20 protein-coding genes are annotated in these 19,495 nt (G+C 58.1%); 16 read left to right on the top strand and 4 right to left on the bottom strand.

Going from position 1 to position 19,495, the window contains the following annotated elements; genetic code table 11:
- Nucleotides 1–4: 4 nt before the first annotated feature.
- The 3 genes from PHU01S_RS19920 to PHU01S_RS19910 all read right to left on the bottom strand — a co-directional run bounded on the left by PHU01S_RS19920 (nucleotide 5) and on the right by PHU01S_RS19910 (nucleotide 2,179).
- A complete protein-coding gene (locus PHU01S_RS19920) occupies nucleotides 5–454 on the bottom strand; it encodes a hypothetical protein (RefSeq protein WP_127509524.1) in 450 nt (149 codons plus the stop codon).
- Nucleotides 455–844: 390 nt separating this feature from the next.
- The gene (gene lplA, locus PHU01S_RS19915) at nucleotides 845–1,831 is read right to left on the bottom strand and encodes a lipoate--protein ligase (protein WP_127509521.1); all 987 of its coding nucleotides are present in this window, start codon (nucleotides 1,829–1,831) and stop codon (nucleotides 845–847) included.
- Nucleotides 1,832–1,948: 117 nt separating this feature from the next.
- Entirely contained in the window at nucleotides 1,949–2,179 is a 231-nt protein-coding gene (locus PHU01S_RS19910) for a hypothetical protein (protein WP_021879285.1), read from the bottom strand.
- 752 nt (nucleotides 2,180–2,931) lie between these two features.
- Here PHU01S_RS19910 and PHU01S_RS19905 point away from each other — a divergent pair.
- Nucleotides 2,932–3,366 (top strand): GtrA family protein, encoded by a 435-nt coding sequence (locus PHU01S_RS19905; protein WP_048746801.1) that lies wholly within the window; start codon nucleotides 2,932–2,934, stop codon nucleotides 3,364–3,366.
- A gap of 175 nt (nucleotides 3,367–3,541) precedes the next feature.
- On the opposite strand, the gene PHU01S_RS26420 is transcribed toward PHU01S_RS19905, so the two are convergent.
- Nucleotides 3,542–3,871, bottom strand: coding sequence for a hypothetical protein (locus PHU01S_RS26420; RefSeq protein ID WP_218032480.1), 330 nt, complete (start codon nucleotides 3,869–3,871; stop codon nucleotides 3,542–3,544).
- A gap of 2 nt (nucleotides 3,872–3,873) precedes the next feature.
- Here PHU01S_RS26420 and PHU01S_RS19900 point away from each other — a divergent pair, with 2 nt between their 5' ends.
- The 15 genes from PHU01S_RS19900 to PHU01S_RS19830 all read left to right on the top strand — a co-directional run.
- Nucleotides 3,874–4,320, top strand: a complete 447-nt coding sequence (locus PHU01S_RS19900; RefSeq protein WP_218032479.1) for a hypothetical protein — start codon at nucleotides 3,874–3,876, stop codon at nucleotides 4,318–4,320.
- A 147-nt stretch (nucleotides 4,321–4,467) separates the two neighbouring features.
- Complete coding sequence (locus PHU01S_RS19895) at nucleotides 4,468–5,244, top strand: YveK family protein (RefSeq protein WP_048746803.1); 777 nt, start codon at nucleotides 4,468–4,470, stop codon at nucleotides 5,242–5,244.
- Nucleotides 5,225–5,920 carry a CpsD/CapB family tyrosine-protein kinase gene (locus PHU01S_RS19890; protein WP_048746804.1) on the top strand — a complete coding sequence of 232 codons (696 nt, stop codon included), beginning with the start codon at nucleotides 5,225–5,227 and terminating at the stop codon, nucleotides 5,918–5,920. Before PHU01S_RS19895 ends, PHU01S_RS19890 begins: the two co-directional genes overlap by 20 nt.
- 611 nt (nucleotides 5,921–6,531) lie before the next feature.
- On the top strand, nucleotides 6,532–7,446 hold the full coding sequence (galU, locus tag PHU01S_RS19885) for a UTP--glucose-1-phosphate uridylyltransferase GalU (RefSeq protein ID WP_048746805.1): 915 nt from the start codon (nucleotides 6,532–6,534) through the stop codon (nucleotides 7,444–7,446).
- Nucleotides 7,447–7,490: 44 nt separating this feature from the next.
- Complete coding sequence (locus tag PHU01S_RS19880; RefSeq protein ID WP_127509515.1) at nucleotides 7,491–8,390, top strand: glycosyltransferase family 2 protein; 900 nt, start codon at nucleotides 7,491–7,493, stop codon at nucleotides 8,388–8,390.
- A gap of 78 nt (nucleotides 8,391–8,468) precedes the next feature.
- Entirely contained in the window at nucleotides 8,469–9,878 is a 1,410-nt protein-coding gene (locus PHU01S_RS19875; RefSeq protein ID WP_307721816.1) for an oligosaccharide flippase family protein, read from the top strand.
- Complete coding sequence (locus PHU01S_RS19870; protein ID WP_076353622.1) at nucleotides 9,875–10,834, top strand: polysaccharide pyruvyl transferase family protein; 960 nt, start codon at nucleotides 9,875–9,877, stop codon at nucleotides 10,832–10,834. The genes PHU01S_RS19875 and PHU01S_RS19870 overlap by 4 nt, the downstream gene beginning before the upstream one ends.
- Nucleotides 10,835–10,881: 47 nt before the next feature.
- Nucleotides 10,882–11,553: a sugar transferase gene (locus PHU01S_RS19865; protein ID WP_076353624.1), complete on the top strand. Its 672-nt coding sequence runs from the start codon at nucleotides 10,882–10,884 to the stop codon at nucleotides 11,551–11,553.
- Between the two features lie 26 nt (nucleotides 11,554–11,579).
- Nucleotides 11,580–12,518 carry a GDP-L-fucose synthase family protein gene (locus PHU01S_RS19860; RefSeq protein ID WP_127509512.1) on the top strand — a complete coding sequence of 313 codons (939 nt, stop codon included), beginning with the start codon at nucleotides 11,580–11,582 and terminating at the stop codon, nucleotides 12,516–12,518.
- 204 nt (nucleotides 12,519–12,722) lie between these two features.
- The gene (gene gmd, locus PHU01S_RS19855) at nucleotides 12,723–13,718 is read left to right on the top strand and encodes a GDP-mannose 4,6-dehydratase (RefSeq protein WP_127509542.1); all 996 of its coding nucleotides are present in this window, start codon (nucleotides 12,723–12,725) and stop codon (nucleotides 13,716–13,718) included.
- A gap of 8 nt (nucleotides 13,719–13,726) precedes the next feature.
- The gene (locus PHU01S_RS19850) at nucleotides 13,727–15,124 is read left to right on the top strand and encodes a hypothetical protein (protein ID WP_127509509.1); all 1,398 of its coding nucleotides are present in this window, start codon (nucleotides 13,727–13,729) and stop codon (nucleotides 15,122–15,124) included.
- On the top strand, nucleotides 15,121–16,269 hold the full coding sequence (locus PHU01S_RS19845) for a glycosyltransferase family 4 protein (protein ID WP_127509506.1): 1,149 nt from the start codon (nucleotides 15,121–15,123) through the stop codon (nucleotides 16,267–16,269). The genes PHU01S_RS19850 and PHU01S_RS19845 overlap by 4 nt, the downstream gene beginning before the upstream one ends.
- 16 nt (nucleotides 16,270–16,285) lie before the next feature.
- Nucleotides 16,286–17,506: a glycosyltransferase gene (locus PHU01S_RS19840; protein WP_076353634.1), complete on the top strand. Its 1,221-nt coding sequence runs from the start codon at nucleotides 16,286–16,288 to the stop codon at nucleotides 17,504–17,506.
- Nucleotides 17,503–18,144, top strand: a complete 642-nt coding sequence (locus tag PHU01S_RS19835) for a WcaF family extracellular polysaccharide biosynthesis acetyltransferase (RefSeq protein ID WP_127509503.1) — start codon at nucleotides 17,503–17,505, stop codon at nucleotides 18,142–18,144. The genes PHU01S_RS19840 and PHU01S_RS19835 overlap by 4 nt, the downstream gene beginning before the upstream one ends.
- A gap of 68 nt (nucleotides 18,145–18,212) precedes the next feature.
- Nucleotides 18,213–19,495: glycosyltransferase family 4 protein (locus PHU01S_RS19830; protein WP_164763132.1), on the top strand; the 1,283-nt coding region annotated here is incomplete at its 3' end.

Genomic DNA, 19,495 nt, shown 5'->3' with positions numbered 1-19,495 from the left:
CTAATTAGACATCATCTTTAACGGAAAGATAAATCGAACCATTTGAACCATCGGACGTGGTGTATTTGAACGTCCAGGTGCCGACTTGTCCTTTTCCCCACGTGGGTTCACTTGTCACAGCTTCACCTGGCTGCAAGGTCCGATCCAGCCAATTCACATTCTGGGGACTGACAAGATACAATTTTACGGGTTTTGCGGAATCGTTTCGAACGTATATTCTTACCGCAGTATCAACGGTTTTGCTGAAATGAAACGATGTCGATCCTTGGCCTCCGTTAATGGTATAATTTCCAGCATTCACAAGAGTTTGCTGAGGAGTAATTTCGGATGGGGATCCAAGATGGAGAAGGGAAGATGATTGGGCTCCTTGGGCAGGAAGAGCACTAGCTGGGGAACCAGCAAGCAGGGCGGCTGAAATCACAGACGATGCTAAAACAAACGAAAGCTTTTTCATGTTTTTTCCTCCTTAGGATATTTTTAATACATACAAATAATAACATTAAATAAGGTTTAAATCCATTTTATTTAAATTAAAAAATATTAATGTTTCAAAAAAAATACGATTTATTTATTTGATACTTTTCTTTATATGTGGGAAAACTGAAGGAAAGAAATACTTTTTAAGTAATCTAAAGAAATATTTGAGTATTCGAGCTCCGAGAGGATGGAGAAAAAGGAAAGAGGCTCTATGCAAGCAGTTACTCCGTATAGAGGCCATCAACAAAAAAAGGATTCCGGAGACTGGAATCCCTGTTTAAGCTTTGAATAGATAATGGAAAGCTGCTCGGCCCGTAATCTAGAAGAAGCCTCTTGCATTCATGACTGGAGAGGAAGAGACAGGATTTTAAAACAGAAGTTCAATAAACTCATCCAAGCTGACGGGGCCTAAATAAGGTGTCAAAGCGGTATCCGACAACGCCTCGCGGACGGACTGCTGATCATAGCGCACTCCTGCAAGCAGCTCTTCAAGCTCGGCAACTTCGCCGGTTCCAAAAAAATCTCCGTAGATGGAAGCCTGTTCAATACGTCCGGCCTCGACATTCAGCCGTACATCAAAGGTTCCCGCTGATAGCCTCTTCACCTGACGCAAGTTGAATGCCGGAGAACGCCCGTAGTTCCACTCCCAGTTGCGATAGCGCTCCTCCGAGATTTTGCGGACGCCTTCCCAGTCCGCTTCCGTCAGCTCGTAGGCTTCGACGGGGTGGCCATCGTATAAAGTCTCAAGCAAATAGGAACGGAACTGCTCCACCGTCATCGGCTTCTGCAGAAACTCAGAAATGTTGGCGACACGGCTGCGAATGGATTTTGTCGACTTGGACTTGAACTTCTCCGGATTGGCTTTGAGCGCCGATGCGACATGTGTGATGTCGGATTGGAACAACAACGTGCCGTGAGTGAACATACGGCCGCGTGTCGCGAACTGGGCGTTGCCCGATATTTTGCGTTCGCCGACCTGGATGTCATTCCGTCCGCTTAGCTCGGCTTCTACGCCTAACGAGCGAAGCGCTTGAATGACCGGTTCCGTGAATTTGCGGTAGTTGCGGAAGGATTCGCCATCATCCTTGGTGATGAAGCTGTAATTCAAGTTGCCGTGATCATGATAGACGGCCCCGCCACCGGATAGCCGGCGTACGACATGAATATTCTGTTCCTTGACATAGTCTTCGTTGATTTCCTCCAGCGTATTCTGGTTTTTCCCAATGATGATGGACGGTTCGTTGATGTAAAACAGCAGATAATCCTCATCAGCGGGAAGATGGCGAAGAATATATTCTTCGAGAGCCAGATTAAGGGATGGATCATGCATGTCCCGGTTGTCGACAAACAGCATTGGCGCTTCCTCCTCGAGTTCTGTACGGATTGTACGGATGTTGATTCCACTGTACCATAACGGAGCTCAATGCAAAAATGCCGCCTGCTGGGGCAGGCGGCATTGGCATGGTAGAGATCAATAAAGGGAAATCGTAAGCGTGTCTTTTTCATTGATCGTATGGAGAGTAGCTTCGCTTCCCGAGATTTCGACGCTGATCAGGGAACGGATGGAGCCTTTGAGAGCATTTTTGCCTGTGGACAGCTTGCGGTTCAATACCTCGCCTAACTTATCCAGTGCTTTTTTATTGTTTTGTTCGGCGATATATACAGGAATCTTCTTGTTTTGGAAGGAAATCAGAGTTCTCATGTTCTTATCACTCCAATCAATTCGAATGGTTGAGTATATTGTACCCAATCAAGATTAATAGATTCTTAAAAAAGGGTTATGAATTCGTTACAATTAGCCCGGAATCAAGCTTTTCCGTTCTTAAATCGCATGCAATCTAATCCTTTAGTAAAGTAAGTATAATCATTGAGTGTGTCGGATGCAACCCATAGCCCAAAATTTCATGACTAAAAAAGGTTCCGTGTTAAACGTTCTTCATGTGCTTGCGCATTCCTGCCTGTGGAAACGAGGAAGTAGACATATCTTTTCCCCGATAATCTGACAGAATATTGTCGAGTGTGACGGCATCATCCATACGGTCCGTCGGGCGAAGGCAAGTACTTGCTGTCCGAATCGGGAGATTGAAAACCATATATATAGGAAGAGAAGGAATGAACCTGACGGTCTTCTTGCGCATGAGACCGCGTATCGACATCGAACAGCCCGCAGCCCTATCATCATTCTGCTGAAACGCCTCATTCCGCTTGGATGCTCTTCGCCAAGGCTATGCCTGAATCCATTCATTTCTCCGTTCAAGGAGCGGAAGAAAACGATCGATCTTGACTTGACTGGATAAAGATACATGGGATACTCTTCTAGGTATCACTACCTTCTCTAACGATAGGCATTCAACGGCAAATGGGAGAATGCCCTTTTGGTTGTAGAGGTCATCTCTAGAACCGATGTCATCGCTTGCTTCTATATAGAGACGTACAAGGATTGGAAGGATTACGATGGGAATGTTAATGAAATACGCCTTGACCGGCGTATTGAATACAGTTCTGGATTATGCGATTTTCGGCCTTTTGAACGCGGTTTTTGGAGTCCACTATTTGATCGCGCAGACGATCAGCTACGGGGTCGCCACAATCAACAGCTATCTGGTCAACCGGAGCTGGACGTTCAGAAGCTCGGAGCCGGGACGCAAAGGCGAATGGCTCCGGTTTTTGGCCGTGAACCTGTTCACATTCGGAATTTCGACTGCTGTACTGGCTGTTTTTCACGGCGGGTTGGGATGGAATACGCTGATTGCGAAAGGAATTGCCGTCGTCGTTGCGACCGGAGCCGGATTTGCCGCCAATAAATATTGGGTATTTCGCGTCAAGAAAGTATCTCCGGACGTGACCAAAGTCTCGAATTCTGTCGAATCGGGTCTGGAAAAACCTTGAACGCCACCATCATCTCTTCCTCTCGTTCCTAAGTCCCTGAATGCGGCCGTCTGTTATAGGACTACTGCCGGGGCGCCGAAACAAGAAGGGACAGACGACAGAACAGGAAAACCGCTCAAGAGAGCGGTTTTTTGTTCTTTCACGGACCTGGAAGCGACTGCGACAATAGTCTGCTTCATGGAAGCCTTGCGGAAGCTTCCATCGAAGATGACGATAACGCATACATTTCCATGAAAACGTGAACAAGTCTGAATATTCCTGCGCTATAATGCATGAAAACTAGGAGCAGGGTACTTGAAAACAGGACCTGAAAATGAACAGGAAAGACTAATCCAAACACATCTTTCTTCCCTCTAGCTTTTGCGACGAACTGTGTCATAATCGAACCAACAAGCTGAATAGCAGCGAATCTGCTGTGAGGCTGACTGCAATCCCCTGGCAGCCCGTGTCTGAAAATACCGAATGCTGAAGCTTTGATCTGACAACAGACGCGCTTTTCATCCATGCATGGCGAGCATCGATGGAAGCGACGATACAGGGAGGGACAAAGGGATGGCGGTCCGCAAACTATCGCTTGTCACGGAATACGAGGGACTGAACGAGCAAATCCAGAGAACAAGGGAGAGCCTGCAGGCATTTATGGAGATGGAGCAGAAAAAGCTGAAATTGCGCCAATTCCTTCAAGTACTCGCGGAGGATGAAAGCCTCGGCTCCGCCAATCAGGCCGATTCGCTTGCCGAGCTGCTGTATGTGACGGAATATCCGCTCCGCCGTGAATTCGTGTTCGATTACAAGAAGAACCGCTACGTGCCGGGAAGCCAGAAACCGCGCATCGATCTGGCTGAGCTTCTGACGCTTCTTCTGGACAAGAAGGGCATCGATAAAAGCTTCGAGGATCTGATGGAGCATATTCTCCGCGGCGGAAGCCTGGATGATTTCCTGGAGAGAAACTAACAAGCCGTCATAAGATAGAAGAAGCCAATGGGAATTGCGCTCTTTTTTTTCTCAAGAAGTTCTCGAAATGAATAATTAAAGAAAATTAATAATTCAAATAGGAGCCTGTTCTCATATATTCAACCATTTTTTACTGGAGGGAACATCTTGGAAATCAAACATTATGCCTACATCATCCGCAAGCGGCTATGGCTGATCGCAGCCATCGTCATCGTGAGCTGCTCGCTGGCCGCAACCTACTCCTATTGGTACGCCAAACCCCAATACGAGGCGTCGGCCAAGCTGCTCGTCGGACAGGTCAAGGACGGCGGCGGTTTGATGTCCAGCATCGACCTCAGCATGATCAACAGCAATATCCAGCTGATCAAAACCTACAAGGAAATCATCAAGACGCCGCGCATCATGCAGATCGTCGCCGAACAATATCCGCAGCTCCATCAAAGCGCCGGCGAGCTCGCCGGGAAGGTGACGGTGACATCCGTCAACGACACCCAGGTCATGTCGGTTACCGCCAGAGACGAGTCGTTCGCCGGGGCGGCGAATATTGTGAATGCCGTCTCCCTCGTCTTCTCCAAGGAAATTCCCAAGCTGCTGCAGGTCGACAACGTCTCGATTCTGAATCAAGCCGATCCTGCTGCCGGGGCCGCGCCGGTCGCTCCAAACGCCAAGCTGAATATCGTCACGGCGTTCGCCCTTTCGCTGCTGGCGGGTCTGGGGCTGGCGTTCCTGCTTGAGTATCTCGACGATACGATCAAGTCGGAAGAAGATGTCCGCGACGCCCTTGGACTTCCGGTGCTTACGGCGATTCCGAAATTCAAGGAGAGAGAGGCGACCGCCAAGGGCGGCAGCAATCTGAACAATACGGAAACGATACCGGCTTCCGGCCATGTGGGGAGGAAAAGCAATGTCTCGCTTGACGCGTAATTGGACGCTCATAACGGCAAGCAATCCGAAGTCGCCGATCTCGGAATCATACCGGATGCTCCGTACCGGGGTGGACTACGCCGGAGTCGACGATCCGGTCGACCTGCTGATGGTCACCTCTTGCCGGGCAGGAGAAGGCAAAAGCACGACTTCGGCCAACATGGCCGTCACCTTTGCCCAGGCGGGGCAAAAAGTGCTGCTGATCGATGCGGATATGCGGAAACCTTCTCAGCATCATATCTTTTCCCTCAGCAACCGGGGAGGACTCACCGGAGTGCTGCAAGGACGCAGCACGCTCGAGCAGGGGGTTCAAGCTGCGGAGGTGGACAATCTCGATATTTTGACAGCGGGGCCGACTCCCCCCAACCCTTCGGAGATGCTCGGGTCGAGAGCGATGGCCGCGCTGCTGGAGCTGGCCAAGGAGCAGTACGATCAGGTCATTGTCGACACGCCTCCTATTCTGGCTGTGACGGATGCCCATATCGTAGCCGGCAAGTGCGACGGCGTCGTGCTCGTCATCGATTCCGGCAAAGTGAAGAGCGATACGGCGCGGAAAGCGAAGGAAACGCTTGAAAACGCCGGGTCGCGGATGCTCGGAGTCGTTCTCAACAATGTCGACCGGGACGGCAACAGCGGCTACTACTATTACTACTACGGCGGCGAGGAGCAGGCTTGAGCACGGAATGGACGGATTTTTCCCGCAAGCGGAAATTGAGCCGCCTCCAGCCGTGAGGATTGGCCGGCAAGCCGGGCGAGGCGGTTCGAATCAGCCCAGGTAATGTCTCCTGCACCTCTATCACCGGAGGCACTCGGTCATGCTGTGGGCCAGCGGCCTTAGACGTTCATCGTCGAGGGCATGACGTGAGGCGGGGTTCGATGCCCCCTGTGTTGGTTTGGAGATTTTCCGGTGAGGTTTCACCGGTGCTTTTGAGAATCGGAGCTGTGCGAGAAATGAGCGCGGCGGACATAAACTTGTTTCGGCGTAGGAAATGAGCAGGCGGAATGGCCATGTAGAGTTTTTTGGAACAGTTGATAGCGGACGATGCGCAGGTTTTTGCGACTGCTGATAGCGGAAGGGGCGGAATCGTTCTGGAGAAGCGTGAGCGTTCGCCTTTGAAGACCGGATTCCCCCAAAAGAAGTTCATGAAATCCGGGCTTCAACAGCGATCGGAAGAACGATCCGTACCTGCAGCGGTTTTGCTGCAATGTGCATCAGCTGCAGCAAATCGAGCGTTATGGGCGGTATTTGAGCAAATGAAACCATTCCAAATAGATAGGGTGAGCGTCATGCAAAAAGTGAGAAAAGCGATTATTCCCGCCGCCGGCTTAGGAACGCGATTTTTGCCGGCAACCAAAGCGATGCCGAAGGAAATGCTCCCGATCGTAGACAAGCCGACGATCCAGTACATCGTCGAGGAAGCGATCGAGTCCGGCATCGAGGACATTATCGTCGTCACCGGCAAGGGCAAACGGGCGATCGAGGACCACTTCGACATCGCTTTCGAATTGGAGCATACGCTTCAGGAGAAAGGCAAGCTGGACATTTTGGAGAAGGTCCGCCGCTCATCCAACGTCGAGATCCACTATATCCGGCAAAAAGAAGCCAAAGGGCTTGGCCATGCGGTCTGGTGCGCCCGCAACTTCATCGGCAACGAGCCGTTCGCGGTTCTGCTCGGGGACGACATCGTGCAATCGGATGTCCCTTGCACGCGGCAACTGATCGAGCAGTATGACCAGACCGGGAAATCGGTCATCGGTGTCCAGACCGTAGGCGTCGAACAGACTCATCGCTACGGCATCGTCGATCCGATCGGCAATCTGGATCACCCGCTCAGCAGGCTGCATGGCGTCAATCGGTTCGTGGAAAAGCCGGCTCCGGGAGAAGCGCCGTCCAATCTGGCCATCATGGGCCGATATGTGCTGACGCCGGAAATTTTCGAATTTCTCGGCAGGCATGAGACGGGAGCGGGAGGAGAAATCCAGCTCACGGACGCGATCCAGCGGCTCAACGAGCATCAGGGCGTGTATGCCTATGATTTCGAAGGGATCCGTTATGATGTCGGCGAGAAGCTCGGGTTTATTCTTACGACGCTGGAGTTCGCAATTCGCAACCCTGAGCTTCGTCATCCTCTGCTTACCGAGATGGGCGAAATGCTGGAGCGGGAGCTGGGCAGGGGGCTGCTGGCGGCACGCGGCGAATAGGCTGCCGGGGAGCTGGAGGACCATACGGAAACGGAGTTGGAAGCATGAAGGTAACGGTCGCAATCTGTACGCATAACCGCGCCGCAGACACGAAGGAAGCGGTATGGAGCGTGCTCGGGCAGCAGTTCGATTCCAATCAGTACGAGGTGCTCGTCGTGGACAACAAGTCGACGGACGGCACATGGGAGACGATGCTCGAGCTGCAGCGCACGCCTGGCGTCGGACCGGAGCGGGTGCGCTGCGTACGGGAGGAGACGCTCGGCTTGTCGGCGGCGAGAAACCGGGCCATCAGAGAAGCGAGAGGTCAATACATCCTCTTCCTGGACGACGACGCCGTGGCGAAGCCAGGCTGGATGGGAGCGATCATCGACGTGTTCGAGCGGGATGCCGGCATCGGATGCGTAGGCGGCAAGATCGACCCGGTATGGGAAGGCGGCGAGCCGGCTTGGCTGCCGGACATGTTCAAGACGCTGTACACGGTGCTGGATTACGCGCCGGGCGTCACGGAGATGGAAGCTCCGCGGATTCCATTCGGGGCGAACGTCGCTTTCCGGGCGGACGTATTCAAGCGCCATGCCCCGTTCCGCGAGGATCTCGGCCGTGTCGGCAGCAATCTGCTGTCGAGCGAGGAGAGCGAGCTCATCGACCGGATCCGGGCGACGCATAAAGTGTGCTACACCCCGCATGCCGTCGTCGACCATAAAATCGCCAAAAGCCGCATCAGCCGCAAATGGTTTCTGCGCCGGGTATATTGGCAGGGCATAAGCGATGCCGCCCGCAAGCAGCGCGGCCCCGGATATCTCCTCAAGCAGGCGGTGAAGGTGCCGGTATCGGCACTTCTGCTGCCGTTCGCCTTGGCTGATCGCCGCAAAGCGATCGTCCAGCTGCGCCGCATCCAGTACAGCAATGGCTATATCGCCGGCTGCCTCGGATTGTACAAGTAATCGGAAAGGCTTTCTCTTTTTTTACCCTGGAGGTCGCGTTATGAATAATAAAATGAAAAAAATGAGAGGCGTCGATCTGTGAGCGCGGGCATCGCCGAGGAGGCTTCCGTCCCGAACGGAAGGCTGGCCAAGGCGCTGCGCCAGCTGAGAGGCAACGGAATGGCGGCGACGATCGCCAGGACGAGCGGCACGAACATGCTGATCATGCTGCTCGGCACGCTGACCTCGATCCTGACCGCCCGGATGTTCGGGGTGACGGGGAAAGGGGAGCTGGCCGCCATCCTGTTCTGGCCCGCCTTTCTGGCGGGACTGACCGGTTTCGGCTTGCCGACGGCGCTGATCTATCAGGTCAAGCGGGGCGCATCGATGGCGGGCAGCCTGGCGGTCAGCCTGGCGGTGCTCCTGCCGGCGAGCCTCCTTACCGGAGCGGTCGCCTGGATCGGCCTTCCCCATTGGATGGACGGATACAGTCCGGAAGCAGTCGCTTCCGCCAGGCTGTACACGGTGATCGCCGTGCCGATGGCGCTGGCCGTCAATCTGATCGCCGCCGCGGCGCAAAGCGCGGGCCGCTTCCAGGTGTACAACGGCATTCGGCTGTATGTGCCGCTGCTCAATCTGGCCGGGCTGGCCGTCCTGTGGGCGGCAGGCAGGCTGACGGTGCCTTCGGCCGTCATCGTCTATCTCGTCACGACGGCGGCCGTCATCGCGCTGGCTGCGATGGGCATGCGCCGCGAATTCGCCGCGATGAGCTGGAGACAGGCGTGGAACCGGAAAGTCGCCGCTCCGCTGCTGTCGTACGGCAGCCGGGTGTTCGGCACGGACCTGCTCGGCACGCTGTACGGCCAATTCGACAAGCTCATCATCCTCTCGCTGCTCACGCCCCGGGATTTCGGGCTGTACTCGGTCGTATACGCCCTCTCCCGGATGTTCAACGTCGTGCAGACGGCGATTACGAGCGTTGTGTTTCCCAAAGTAACGGGCGAGGGCCGGGAAGCGGTCATCTCCACCGTCAGCCGGGCGTTCCGGCTGTCGATGCTGCTGATGCTGGCAGCAGTCGTGCCCGCGATGCTGATCGGAAGCAGGCTGATCGGGCTTGTATTCGGCCCTGTATTCCTGGAAGCGAGCGGAACGTTCTATCTGCTGTCGATCGAATGCATCATCGGCGGGGGATCGTGGATTCTCGCCTCGGCTTTCAATGCGATGGGGCGTCCCGGGATGGTGCTGATCCGCCAGATCATCGCTCTTGCGGCAACGGTGGCGCTGTTCTTCGTCCTGACGCCGCTGATGGGGCTTGAGGGACTTGCGCTGGCGCTGCTCTGCGGAGCGCTGATCCGCATGGCGGTGTCCATCGCCTCGATGCGGCTGCTGTTCGGCGTTCCTCTGCGCCGCATCCTGTACGACCGCGAGGACTTCCGGTTCCTCCTGAACCGGATCCAGTCAAGAAGAATGGCGGCTGCGGCCGCCGGAGGAGGAACGAGAAAGGCATGAACAAGCTTGAATCCTATTCGATGGAGCAGCTGAAGGAGCGCCTCTCGCTTATTACGAGAAGCATTCCAAAAGGCTCTGAAATCATCTATATCGACTATCCCGTGCACAGCAACGGCGGGGACATCCTCATCATGAAGGGCACCGAGGCGTTCTTCAAGGCTTACGGCATCCGCGTCCGCGCCCGCTACAGCGTGCTGGACTTCCCGGACGGGCTCAAGGTTCCGCCGAGCTGCATCCTCGTGCTGCACGGAGGAGGCAACTTCGGGGATCTCTATACGAAGCATCAGCTGCTGCGGGAAAAGATCGTGGAGCAGTACCCGGGACATCGGATCGTCATGCTGCCGCAGACGATCTTCTACAAGAGCGAGCTGAACTTCGGCCGGACCGCGGCCGTGTTCAACCGGCACCGGGACCTGCATCTGTACGTGCGGGACACGCTCAGCTACGAGATGGCCCGCAAGAAGTTCAAAAACATCAAGGTGTTCATGTCCCCGGACATGGCCCACCAGCTGTATCCGATCGCCTCATCCTCGCCTCTGGCGGGCGAGACGCTGTTCTTTCTCCGGAACGACATCGAGAAGACGCCTCATCAGGAGCGGCTTGAGCGGTCGGGAGGAGCAAGCAGCGCGGCCAAAGACTGGACAAGCCTCTATACGGCGGCAGAGCGCAAGGCGCTTGTCGTCATGATGAAGCTCTATCGGCTTCCTGGAGCGCGGGGGCCGCTGCAGCGGATCTGGTACCGGTACTCCCAGTTCCTCGTGAACAAGGCGATCCGCGAATTCGGCGCCTACGGCAGCATAGTCACTTCAAGGCTGCACGGCCATATTCTCGCCTGCCTGATGGACAAGCCGAGCGTCCTGCTCGACAATTCCTACGGCAAAAATACGAGCTATTACAATGCCTGGACGAATCGGGTGCCCGGAGCCGAGCTGTCGGCGGAAACCCTGGCCAACTAGAAGCGTCTTCGGCAGCCTTAATCCAAATGAGCGGAGGATGATTTCACTTGGCATTTCACGACAGAAGCGAGGAAGCGGTCGGCGGGGGCTGTCCGGCGCAAGCGCGGCAGCTGGCGATCTACGAGCAGCTTAAGCGGTCGGTCGACATCGGCTGCTCGCTGGCCGGCCTGCTGCTGCTGAGCCCGGTATTCGTCCTGATCGGGCTGCTGATCAAACTGGAGGATCCCCGCGGCACGGTGTTCTTCTACCAGACCCGCGTCGGCAAGGACGGCAAGCCGTTCCGCATGTACAAGTTCCGCTCCATGGTATCGAATGCGGAAGAGAAGCTGAAGGAGCTGATGGCGCAGAACGAGGTGCAGGGGGCGATGTTCAAGATGAAGAACGATCCCCGCGTCACCCGCGTCGGCCGCTTCATCCGCAAGACGAGCATCGACGAGCTTCCCCAGCTGGTGAACGTGCTGCTCGGGAACATGTCCCTCGTCGGCCCAAGGCCGCCGCTGCCGCGCGAGGTGGCGGAATACACGCCGTACGACCGGCAGCGCCTGGACGTCACGCCAGGCTGCACCGGCTTGTGGCAGGTCAGCGGACGCAGCAGCCTGAGCTTCGAGCAGATGGTGGAGCTGGACCTGCGCTATGTGCGGGAACGCTCTCTCGGCATGGATTTCCGGATTCTGCTGCGGACGGTGAAGGTGCTGGCGGGCAGCAAGGACGCTTTCTAAACAACCCCTACTGGAGGAGAACGGATATGGACAAGCAAGCAGCGATATACGTAGCGGGCCATCGCGGCCTGGCGGGATCCGCCATCTGGCGGGCGCTGGAGGCGAAGGGCTATCGCAATCTGATCGGCCGCACGAGCCGCGAGCTCGATCTCCGCGATCCGATTCAAGTGGAAGCCTTCTTCGGCAGCCAGGCGATCGAGTATGTGTTTCTCGCCGCTGCCAAGGTCGGCGGCATCGTCGCCAACAACGATTTTTGCGGGGACTTCATCCGCGACAACCTGATGATCCAGACGAATGTCATCGAGGCTTCGCGCCGGCATGGCATCAAGAAGCTGCTGTTCCTCGGCTCGACCTGCATCTATCCGAAGCTGGCGCCTCAGCCGCTTCAGGAGGACAGCCTGCTGCGCGGCGATCTGGAGCCGACGAACGAGGCTTACGCGATCGCCAAGATCGCCGGCATCAAGATGTGCCAGGCGTACAACCGCCAGTACGGCACGAAATTCATTTCCGCGATGCCGACCAATCTGTACGGGCCGAACGACAACTTCGACCTCGAAACGTCGCATGTGCTCCCGGCCTTGCTGCGCAAAATCCATGAGGCGAAGGAGACGGGCTCTGCGGAGGTGGAGATCTGGGGAACGGGTACGCCGCGCCGGGAATTCCTCCATTCGGACGATCTCGCCGACGCCTGCATCTTCCTGATGGAGAATTACGAAGGCGACGACATCGTGAACGTCGGCGTCGGGGACGACATCAGCATCCGCGAGCTGGCGGAGATGATCGCTTCGGTCGTCGGTTTTGAAGGCCGGCTGGCATTCAATTCCTCGCGGCCGGACGGGACGCCGCGCAAGCTGGTCGACACGGGCCGCATCAACCGCCTCGGCTGGAGCGCGGGAACGCCGCTGCCGGAAGGCATCCGCAAGGTCTATGCCGCTTACCGCCAAGCGGAGCCGGCGCTGGGCTGACCGCCGAGGCGCCCAGCCGCACGGCCCGCCGCGGACTCGGGAGCCTGGCGTCCAGGAAGTCTGATTCAACATCGGGAGTGGAAGCAGCATCACCGCCGCACAGAAGCGCGAGAGAAGCGCATGGCGGTGCGAACAGGCATGAACCGTACTGTCGCCGTCCGGAATGGACGGCTCAATCTAACAACCTATTGGGGGATGCGGAAGATGAAGAGAGCGCTAATTACAGGAGTAACCGGTCAAGACGGATCGTACCTGGCGGAGTTCCTGCTGTCCAAGGGCTACAAGGTGTACGGCATGCGCCGCCGCACGAGCACGCCCAATTACGAGAACGTGGAGCGGATCAAGAACAGCATCACGTGGCTGTCGGGCGACTTGACGGATCTGGCTTCGCTGATCGAAGCGGTGCGGGCTTCCGATCCCGACGAGGTGTACAACCTGGCGGCGCAATCGTTCGTGGCCGCATCGTGGCCGCAGCCCCTTGCGACGGCCCATCTGACCGCGATCGCTGTGACGAACATGCTGGAGGCGGTCCGCATCGTGAAGCCGTCGGCCCGGTTCTACCAGGCGTCCAGCAGCGAGATGTTCGGGAAGGTCGTCGAGACGCCGCAGAAGGAGACGACGCCGTTCTATCCGCGCAGCCCTTATGGGGTGGCCAAGGTGTACGGCCACTGGATCACCGTGAACTACCGCGAAAGCTTCGGCATGTTCGCCTGCTCCGGGATTCTCTTCAACCACGAGTCGCCGCGCCGCGGCGTGGAGTTCGTCACCCGCAAAGTGTCGGACGGCGTTGCCCGCATCAAGCTGGGCCTGGCGGGCGAGCTGCGGATGGGCAACCTGGATTCGCTCCGCGACTGGGGCTTCGCCGGCGACTACGTCAAGGCGATGTGGCTGATGCTGCAGCAGGACGAGCCGGATGATTTCGTCATCTCTACCGGCGAGATGCACTCGGTGCGGGAGCTGCTGGAAGTCGCCTTCTCCCATGTCGGCCTGGACTACCGGGACTATGTCGTCATCGATCCCGAATTCGAGCGTCCGGCAGAAGTCGACCTGCTGCTCGGCGACTGCACGAAGGCGAAGGAGAAGCTCGGCTGGGAGCTGGAGGTCGGCTTCAAGCAGCTCATCACCATGATGGTGGATGAGGACCTCAAGCGGGTCGGCCTGGAGAACGCGTACCTTCATGCCATGAGCGTGAACGCTTAGGGGCTGCCATGAAGACGAGGCAACCGGCGGCCGCCGCTTCCGGCGCCGTCCTGGAAGGCGGGGTTCCGGAGCCGGCGGAACGCAAGTGGATGGAGAGGGGCATCCTTCTGTACCTGATTTTCGCTGCGATGGCTTATCTGCCCGAGGCGCTGAACGACATTCTGAACGCTAGAATCTCCTACGCCAAATTCTCCATCAACGAGCCGCTGTTCGGATTGAACATCCGGTACTTCAAGGACGTCATTCTGGTCCTGATGACCGCTGCGTTCTTCGCCCTGGATGCCCGGAAGGGAGAGCGTTATCGGCTTGCCAAATGGTATTTGCCTGTACTGCTGCTGCTCGCTTACGGCACTTGCGTTCTCGTCTTCCGGGAGGCCGGCCTCAATGTGTACCAGGTCGCTGCGGGAGGGAGGTCGCTGCTGCTGATCGTGTTTTGCTTGAAGGCAGCGGCTTACGCGGGCCGTCCCGCATTCGTGCGCAGGCTATGCCGCTGCGTTGCATGGCTGCTCGTCATCGAGTTCGCGGTTCTTGTCGCCCAGTATGTATTGTTCACGGGAAGGTTCGGCGTCGTCAATCCGTTCTCCCTGCGTCTGATCGGAACCTTCGGCGGCATATCGATCTCGGGTTATATGGCGCTTGGCAGCTCCATTCTCCTCTATTCCGCGAGGGGACAGCTCGACAGAACCATGCTTCGCCTGTCTCCGCTGCTGCAGCTGCTCTGCCTGGGCATCGCCGGCATTTCGGGAACGCGCTCGGCCATTATCGGCTGCTTCCTCATCCTGTTTTTCCTGCTGGTGGAGAAAGCGTTCGGCGGCCGCAAGCTTCCGGGAAAAAGCCTGCTTATGCCGGCTGTCGTCTGCTTCTCCATGCTGGTGCTCATGGCGGGCATACAGGCCGCGACGCTGATGGCGGACCGCGGCAGCATCGTGGAGGCTCAGGTCAAGGGAGGCAGAATCGACATGGTCACGGGCTTTTTCACAGACAACCCGCTTTCCGTCGTGCTGTTCGGAGACGGCATCGGCTACGGCACCAACAGCGGCGTTAACCTCAACAAGCAGCTTGACGTGGATCTGGAGCACAAAATCATGGATGGAACGATCAACTCCATTCTGACCCAGTACGGCTTGTTCGTCCTGTGCATGCTGGCTGCCGCTGCGATCGCGGCAGCGCCAGCCGTGCTCCGCAGGCTGAAAGGCCAATCGATGCAGCTGTATGTGCTTCTCGTCGTCAATGTCGTGTTGTGCATTTCGACCAACATCCTGGAGCAGTTCGTGTATTTGTTCCTGCTCGCCCTGTCGGCGGCCGTATTGGCCCGCCGGAATCAACAAGCCGCCGCGAAAGAGGAGCCGTCCTCCGGGACGGAAAGCCTGCTCTCCAGCGGACGGATGAAGGAGAGTCTTACATGAAGCCGCTTGTGCTGCTGTCCGACGCATACGGGGGACATGGCGGCATCGCCAAGTTCAACCGGGATCTGCTGACCTCGCTCAGCTCGTATCCGGGACTGAGGGAGGCGACCGCGATTCCGCGGCTGATGCCGTTCCCGCCGGAGCCGATTCCGTCCAACCTGAGCTACGTCACGGACGGGCTCGGAGGAAAGGGGCGTTATCTGAGCGCCGTGCTGCGCTCCGTCCTTGGCCGGGCGCGGAAGAGCGATCTCATCGTATGCGGCCATATCAATCTGCTGCCGTTCGCCGTCCTGGCCAAAAAGCTGACGGGCGCCAAGCTCGCCCTTGTCATTCATGGGATCGACGCATGGGATCCCGTTACCCGCAAGGGAACAAGCTATTCGCTGCGCCAGGTCGATGCGGTCATTGCGGTGAGCAAGCTGACGCTGGATCGCTTCCAAGGCTGGGCAGGCCTGGAGAGCGTACCCTCGTTCGTGCTTCCGAACTCCTTCGAGCCGGGGCTGTTCGTGCCTGGACCGGCCCCGGAGGGGCTTCTCGGCCGATACGGACTGCAACGGTCCGATCGCATCTTGATGACGCTCGGGCGGCTCGCAGGCGAGCAGCGCCGCAAGGGCTTCGACGAAGTGCTTGAGGCGATGCCTTCCCTGCTGCGCGACGAGCCCTCGCTGAAATATCTCATCGTGGGAGACGGCGCCGACCGCGGCCGGCTGGAGCAGAAGGCGGCCAGCCTCGGCCTGGAGGAAGCCGTCGTGTTCACAGGCATGATCAAGGAGGAAGAAAAGGCGGATCACTACCGCCTGGCCGACGGCTTTGCAATGCCAAGCCACGGCGAAGGCTTCGGCATCGTGCTGCTGGAGGCGATGGCCTGCGGCATTCCCGTGCTGGCGAGCAAGGCCGACGGCAGCAGCGAGGCGCTCATGCGGGGCAAGCTGGGCATCCTGGTGGATCCTTCGGTTCCATCCGAAGTGGAGCTGGGCATCCGGCGGCTGCTGCGCAAGCCAAAGGGCGAGGTTCCGGAGGAGCTCGGTTACTTCTCGTTCGGCAATTACACCGCCCGGCTCCACGATATCCTGGACCGGCTGGGCAAGCCTGCGATTCCACGCCAAGGCCGGAATACGGGAAGGCTGTCGGGCTCCATTCATTGAAAAGGGGGAAGCAAAGATGAAAATCCTGCATGTCATCGCAAATCTGGCCCCCCGTTACGGAGGGCCGGCCAAGGCCGGGCTGGAGATGGCCGCTGTGCTGGCGGCCAAAGGACATGAAGTGACGATCTTCACCACCAACCAGGACGGCGACGGCGTCCTTGACGTGCCCGTGGATACGCCGGTCGTTAAAAACGGGGTGACGATACGCTATTTCCCGGTCATCCAGCCAAAATTCTGGAGAACCTCACCGGCGATGGCGCTTGCGTTGAACAAGGAAATTCCGAAGTTCGACATCGTCCATATCCATTCGCTGTACCTGTTCCACGGCATGGCCGCAGGGCATTTCGCCCGCAAGCACGGCGTGCCTTACATCGTGCGGCCGCACGGCACGCTCGATCCGGTCATGTATGCCAGGCACCGCGGCCGCAAGCGGATCATGGAGACGCTGTTCGAGAACCGCAACATCAGACTCGCCGACGCCCTCCACTACACGACGGAGGAGGAGCTGGTGCTTGCCAAGCCTTATGTCCATGGCAGCTCCGGCTTCGTCGTTCCGAACGGCGTCAACACCTCCGAATACGCGGACCTTCCGATGAAGGGATCCTTCCGCCGCGGCTACCGCCTGCTCGACGGCAAGAGGATGCTTCTGTTCTTCAGCCGCATCAACTTCAAGAAGGGTCTCGACATCCTGGTCGAAGCCTTCCGCGAAATCCATCGTCGCCATCCGGATACGGTGCTTGTGGTGACAGGCCCGGACGACGAGAACTATGGCCAGAAGGTCAAGGAATGGCTGGCCAAGGCGGACTTAAGCGACTTCGTCATCTTCACGGGGATGCTGACCGGCAGGGACAAGCTTGCCGTGCTCCGGGATGCGGATGTCTTCATCCTCCCTTCTTATACGGAGAATTTCGGCATCGCGGTTGTAGAGGCGATGGCCTGCGAAGTGCCGGTCGTCATCTCGGACAAGGTCAACATTTGGCGCGAGGTCGTGCAGGAAGGCGCCGGACGCGCCGTTCCATGCGATCCGGGGAAGGTAGCGGAGGCGGTATCGGAAATTTTGAGCCATCCGGAGCTTGGAGCCGAAATGGGCCGTCAGGGCAAGCAGCTCGTGGAGAAATATTACGAGTGGAGCCAGGTTGGCGCGCAATTGGAGCAGGAATACCGGCAGCTGATCGGCAAGAGCGGACGGCAACAGGCAGAACGCTCTGCCGGCGCCGCTCTGGAGATGACGAGATGAACCGCATCCGCCTGGATCGGTACTACCAGGACGGGTACTCCCGGGGCCGCAGCGGTCCCGTCGTGCTGCTCTGGTGGCTCGTGCAGGGAAGCCTGTTCCGCTATTCGCTGCATCCGATGTACGGCTGGAGAAGGTTCCTGCTCCGCCTGTTCGGAGCCCGCATCGGCAGCGGCGTCCAGATCCGCTCCACGGCCCGCTTCACCTATCCGTGGAAGATCAGCATCGGAGACTGCTCCTGGGTCGGCGACGACGCCGAGTTCTACAGCCTCGATGAAATCAAGGTCGGCAGCCACTGCGTCGTCTCGCAGCGCAGCTATCTGTGCACCGGCTCGCATGACATCGGGGATACGAGCTTCGGCCTCATCACCAAGCCGGTCGTCATCCGCGACGGAGCCTGGATCGCCAGCGACGTCTTCGTCTATCCCGGCGTCACGGTCGGCACGATGGCGGTCGCCGCGGCCCGCAGCACCGTAACCCGGAGCATTCCGGACGGAGAGGTGCATGCCGGCACGCCGGCCGCATTCGTGAAGCGCCGATTCGCGGAGGAAGCTGCGGACAACGCTGGGGGCAGCGCGGCCGTCGCCGACAGCGGGCTGCCGCCGAGACATAGCGGTCATGCGGGCAGAAGCGCCGGATAGCCGGACAGAGGGAACAGGGAGTCCGGCCGCAGCGCCGGCCAGCCCGCAAGAAAGGAGGCCTGGAGAAAGTGAGCAAGCCGCGCATCGTTTTCGTCATCAATTACTTTTATCCCGACTATGCCTCGACCGGCCAGCTGCTGACGGAGCTGTGCCTGCATCTGCAGCATGACTTCGACATTACGGTCATCGCGCAGCAGCCGGGCTACGCCGGCGAGAAGAAGGACGCCAAGGCGGCCCGCTTCGCCGAGGACCGGCTGGAGAACATCACCATCCTGCGGATCCGCCTGCCGGAGGTGGACAAGCGCAGCAAGGCAAGCCGCCTCAAGTACATCGCCTCCTATTTCTTCCATGCGGTACGGCTGCTGCTGCGCCAGCGCAAGGTCGACTTCATCTATACGATCTCGCAGCCTCCCGTTCTGGGCGGGCTGATCGGCACTATCGGCAAGCTGGTCAAGCGGGCCAAGCATATCTACAACATCCAGGACTTCAATCCCGAGCAGGCGCAGGCGGTCGGCTTCATGAACCATCCGCTGATCCACCGGACCGCGCTGGAGCTCGACAAGCTGAACTGCCGCCTGTCGGATCACATCATTACGGTCGGACAGGACATGAAGGAGACGCTGGAGCGCCGGTTTGCCGGACGCCGGGTGCCGGCGCATACCGTCATCAACAACTGGACGGACGAGCAGGACATCGTACCTCTGCGGCGGGACGATCCCGGCGTGGCCGCATTCCTGCGGGAGCACGGACTGGAGGACAAATTCGTCGTCATGTACTCCGGCAACCTGGGCCTCTACTACGACCTTGAGAATCTGATCCGCATCGCGCCGCAATTCCGGCAGATGTCGGACCTGATGTTCGTGTTCATCGGAGAGGGAGCGGTCAAGCCGCTCATGGAGCAGTTCGTCGCGGAGCATGGGCTCGACAACGTGCTCTTCCTCCCTTATCAGCCGAAGGACAGGCTCCGCTACTCGCTGAACGCGGCCGACGTGCATCTGGTCGTCAATCAGAAGGGCATCAAGGGCGTGTCCGTTCCGAGCAAGATCTACGGCGTCATGGCTGCGGGAAAAGCAGTCATGGGCGTCCTGGAGGAAGGCAGCGAAGCCCATCGCCTGATTATGGAAAGCGGGTGCGGCAGCTCGTCGGAGCCGCAGCGTTACGGAGATGCGGCGCGCCAGCTCACGGAGCTGTACGCGATGGGACGCGGGGAGCTGTCGAGGCGAGGGCTCGCCGGAAGAGCTTACCTCGAGCGCCATCTGCGGCGCAGCCTCTCGCTGGAGAAGTACCGGCAGCTGCTGCTCTCGCTGTATGGCAGCGGCGGACGGCGCGGGCGCCGGGTCCGCGTCGCTCC

Source organism: Paenibacillus humicus NBRC 102415 (assembly GCF_004000905.1).
In the GTDB taxonomy this organism is placed as follows: domain Bacteria; phylum Bacillota; class Bacilli; order Paenibacillales; family Paenibacillaceae; genus Paenibacillus_O; species Paenibacillus_O humicus.
The sequence above is the reverse complement of the archived record's forward strand: the minus strand, read 5'-3'. Positions and strand labels throughout refer to the sequence as shown.